Source organism: Candidatus Zixiibacteriota bacterium (genome assembly GCA_022865345.1).
Lineage (GTDB): Bacteria > Zixibacteria > MSB-5A5 > MSB-5A5 > RBG-16-43-9 > RBG-16-43-9.
Genome location: JALHSU010000217.1, coordinates 1 through 4,045, shown reverse-complemented (window position 1 = coordinate 4,045; position 4,045 = coordinate 1). Strand labels below are relative to the sequence as shown.

General features: G+C 43.1%; 5 protein-coding genes. 1 reads left to right on the top strand and 4 read right to left on the bottom strand.

The annotated features are described in order from the left end of the window. The 4 genes from MUP17_10650 to MUP17_10635 all read right to left on the bottom strand — a co-directional run. Window positions 1-450: hypothetical protein (locus MUP17_10650; protein MCJ7459438.1), on the bottom strand; the 450-nt coding region annotated here is incomplete at its 3' end. 3 nt (window positions 451-453) lie between these two features. Further along, window positions 454-1,803, bottom strand: coding sequence for a hypothetical protein (locus tag MUP17_10645; protein MCJ7459437.1), 1,350 nt, complete (start codon window positions 1,801-1,803; stop codon window positions 454-456). A gap of 36 nt (window positions 1,804-1,839) precedes the next feature. After that, window positions 1,840-2,661, bottom strand: a complete 822-nt coding sequence (locus tag MUP17_10640) for a type II secretion system GspH family protein (protein ID MCJ7459436.1) — start codon at window positions 2,659-2,661, stop codon at window positions 1,840-1,842. A 201-nt stretch (window positions 2,662-2,862) separates the two neighbouring features. Beyond that, on the bottom strand, window positions 2,863-3,366 hold the full coding sequence (locus tag MUP17_10635) for a prepilin-type N-terminal cleavage/methylation domain-containing protein (GenBank protein MCJ7459435.1): 504 nt from the start codon (window positions 3,364-3,366) through the stop codon (window positions 2,863-2,865). A 436-nt stretch (window positions 3,367-3,802) separates the two neighbouring features. Here MUP17_10635 and MUP17_10630 point away from each other — a divergent pair, with 436 nt between their 5' ends. Next, window positions 3,803-4,042, top strand: a complete 240-nt coding sequence (locus MUP17_10630; GenBank protein MCJ7459434.1) for a hypothetical protein — start codon at window positions 3,803-3,805, stop codon at window positions 4,040-4,042. The last annotated feature ends 3 nt before the right edge of the window (window positions 4,043-4,045 follow it).

Genomic DNA, 4,045 nt, shown 5'->3' with positions numbered 1-4,045 from the left:
GAACAAATCTACGATAAAGGGATATTCTTTCAAATACTCCAAAAGGATTATCATCTGGTCATAAGAGGAATAATTGGTGACCCCGATTTCAAGAGGTATTTCCCTTATGCCGACCAGGCCGGGGAAATCAGGGCTGTTTTTCTCCTGACCAACTTTTACCTGGCACTCCAGCCCTATTTGGCTAAATGAAGACTGTACGAATTTCTCTATTAGAGCTTTATTCACCTGAGGCTCTGAGACATAAGGAACTTCCCGCAGTTGACCACCCTTTAACCTCTTCAGGGCTAAAGATTCAGTCAACCTTTTTAAACTCTCCAGATGAGTTTTAAGCCCGGCCATGCTCGTTTTCTTCTGGTTTATCTGGGCTTGCAGGGAGCGGATGTGTTTTATCCCGAAAAACAGAACCAGGACAATCACTATACCTGCTATGAGAAAGAATTGTTTTTTCATTCTTTATCCACTAAGGCCAAAGCTTGCTTTGAATTTCAGTATCTCGCCATCCAGTTTCCGCTCTAAATTAGGATTAGTTAACGCAGAGGAACGGTTTAGAAAAATCCTCAGCTCCTCAGCTCTAAAAAAACTGTCCACTTTATCTTTACCCTGAATAACTCCAGTGAACTCACCCTGATATTTTTTGCCTGCCTTTTTCACAGTCAAAGAATTAAGAGAAACGTCTTCCGGGACCAAGTTAGCCAGGTCTATCAAAAATTCTGCCCAGGCAGGCTGGGTCTCCACCGAGTTGGAGATAAGCTCAGTGGAAAGCTCTTTAAGCTCACTTTCTCTCTTTTTGATCTCTCCCTGGGCAGATTTCTCCTCTTCTAAGAACCTGAGCCAGTCTATTGAATATTTAAGATTTGCTCCAAGGATGAAAAGGACTGCCGCAGTAAAAACAGAAGCTAACACAGTCGCTATCCTTTTGTTCTTCCTTTTTTCCCTGAAGGAGACCGGCTCCAGGGAGAAATTAAACTTTCGGGGATTAAGAAGAGCCAGTCCCATGCATCCGGGATAGGTCAAAAGCTCCTCATTAGAACCTTGGAGTATTTCCTCAGCCCAGAGCGGGACTATTTTCAGATCGACTTTCTTTTTCAGGGCTTCTAAAAAATCAGATGGCTTGAAGCTCCCGCCCACCACAATCTTTTCGATTTTATCCTGGGGATAAGTCTCCGTATAAAATAGGATGGTCTGATGGATATCTTTAATCAGGCGGTCGCCTTCTCCCAAATCTTCCTGTACAGGTAAGGGTAGTGCCCGTGTGATCCTGACCTCCCTACCCTTGAATATCAATATTCGGCTTCTGCTCCCGCAGACATCTACAAAAGCTACGGTCTCATCTTCTTTCAGCTCACCTAAATCCTCCAACAGAGTCCGCACTGCTACAGGATAGGTGGTGAAGATTACCGATTTTGGCTTGTATCCGGACAAAAGCGAGGCAAGCTCCTCTAAATGCTTCCTGCCTAAGCCAACTACCATTACCCTGACTTGAGTACCGATGGTCGCATCTTCTAACTTGCCCAGCTCATCGTATAGGTATTCGGATTCCTCTTCCAGAATTTTTTGGGTCTCTTTTTTGATTGCCTCCTTATAAAGATTCCCTTTCAATGGAGGCACGAGAATGGTCTTGTGTACCGAGCCTTCAAGACCACCGCACAACCGAATATCTAATTTCCCCTTTTCCTGGGAAAGATATTTTGCCAGTTCCTCACGGCTGAGTTTCAACAGCTTGATCACCTTCATGGTGTCTTTCTGCGGCTCAGTCAAGAGCACTCGAGCTATCTCTCCATCCCAGTCAATTGCTAAGATCAATTTCTCTCCTTAAATTCATTTTACACCGGACTCTTTTTAAATGGATATGTCATCCCCCAGTCCCCCATTGTCTTCTTTATCCGGACCTGAGGAATAGAACTCATGAGTAGTAGCATCCCAGAGATATTTAACTCCCCAGGGATCAACAGTCTTATCCGCATCCATTACCAGCCCGGCCTGAGTTAAGGAAGAAACACTGGTTACTAACCCCCAATTTGTTACCCCATCCCAGTTACCGGACGGGTCTGTAGAATCCTCATCTACAAAACCATCTTCATCATCGTCATTGGCTGCCAGGATCAAGGCGGCCTGGTTTAATATAGCGAGTTCTTCCTCAATCTGTCTTCTCCAGGATATGGAGGCTTCCAGCTCAGATTGGGAGATATATATCAAAATATCATCGAAGTCTTCGTCTGTACTCTTCTGAGTATATGTGCCATCAGAAAGAGTTGCATTCTCCTGTTCGAATCTAAGATTTCTTCCAGAAGAGATTAAAACTGCGGCAGTAGTTCCGATGGTCCTGCCATCGACTTTCAAATCTTCAAATGGGTCACCCTGGTTGGTCGCCACATAGGCATAATATTTATTTTTGTAGTTCTCATCGGTCTGAGCTGAAGGAGGTAGTTCCAAAGCATTTACCGGCAGAACGTAATTTGAGTCCGGTAATGGCAAAACCAGGTTCTTTTCGTAGTAATTGATAATCGATTTTTTTATCTCCTCCATCTCTTTTCTGGTGGCCCTTTCTTTCTCCAGTTTGCTAATCGCACCATAAAGATTAACCACTGATAAGGTAAGCACTCCCATAATCGCCATAACGATTAATAACTCTATTAAAGTAAAACCTCTCTCTTTATTCATTTATGGAGCTTGACAAAATCTTTAAAGCTGATATTCCAGGGATAAATCCCTATTAAGTCAATTATAGAGTGGATTTCCCCCTCATTCCTATTTTGATTTAAACTCACACCCCCTGTAGAGGTATTCTACAGGACACTAAAAGCGATTTTTGCAGGGGATGCATCCATCTGGATGCATCCCCTGCTACTTCTTCTTAATCCGTTAATCTATGAAGTAGTAAATATCAATCCTCCCTGAGCCAGTGTAAGCTGCACTCGCAGTTATTGCTCCGCTGGTGTATGCACCATCGTCTAACTGCCTGTCAATGTTTTGACCCACATCCGGTGGTATACTGATGCTGACATAGTTGCCCATCTTGTGATAGACTAGGGTGTCGTCAGACCATCCCCACGCGTAAGTGCCTCCAAACGGGCTCCTCCGGGCCTGCTGAGCCAGATTCTGAGACTGCAGATCGTTCCACACGGTGGAATCTGCGTCAAACTGGCCATTGCCATCTCTGTCTCCTGGCAGCTGCTCAAACTTATCGAAATAAGTGTAACAGCCAGCATAGAGTCCCTGCAGGTCCTTTACCTGCCTTCTTATCTTGGCGTTATTGATCATTGCGGCACCGCCTAATATGGCGCCGATCAGAAGACCGATAATCACCAAGCCGATGGCTAACTCTACCAGAGTAAAACCGCTCTCTTTTCCCAACAGCTTCCTCATTTCCTTCACTTCTGTATCACCTCCTTTCTTTTTAGGATTTCCAAGAAAAAAAACTCCTCATCCTTTTCAACTAGAACTGGCGAAAGAAACCGGGCACCATAAAAGACCTTAAGAAAGTGATTTGTTTGATTGGAATATGTTTCCGCTGCTGGGAATAGATCAGCGAAGATTAAATGCAGTCCCCCTCATACCCATCTACTTTTTCTCTAATCGGAATACCTGGTCAAAACTTTAGGTGATTTACCTTACTTTTCGGATTTTTGATGATTTTTACCTAAAGATAGATGCTGTTCATCAAAAAGCTGATTAGGAAAAGAAATAAATAATTCAGAGAAAAGAAATCTTCTATTGAAAGAATACTATTTACCGATAACGATATTAAGTAATTGAGATCAAAAAACAGAATGTATTAGCTTTAAAGAGAGGCTGGAACAAATTGCCACAGAAAATAAGACAGATCTTCTGGATATTCCTGGTCGACACCTACATCCTCATTATATCTTTTGCCCTCTTGAAAGTAATTGAGCTTGGGTTAAAATCTTTCTGGGCAAATGAGGTCCGCCTGCTCAAGCTTCTGGATATCGCTTTTACCCTGCCGATACTTTTAGCTTATATATTCCTTTTGTCATTCGATTTGAGTGAATTTTTCTTTAGAAATGAACAAGGGACGAATTAGATG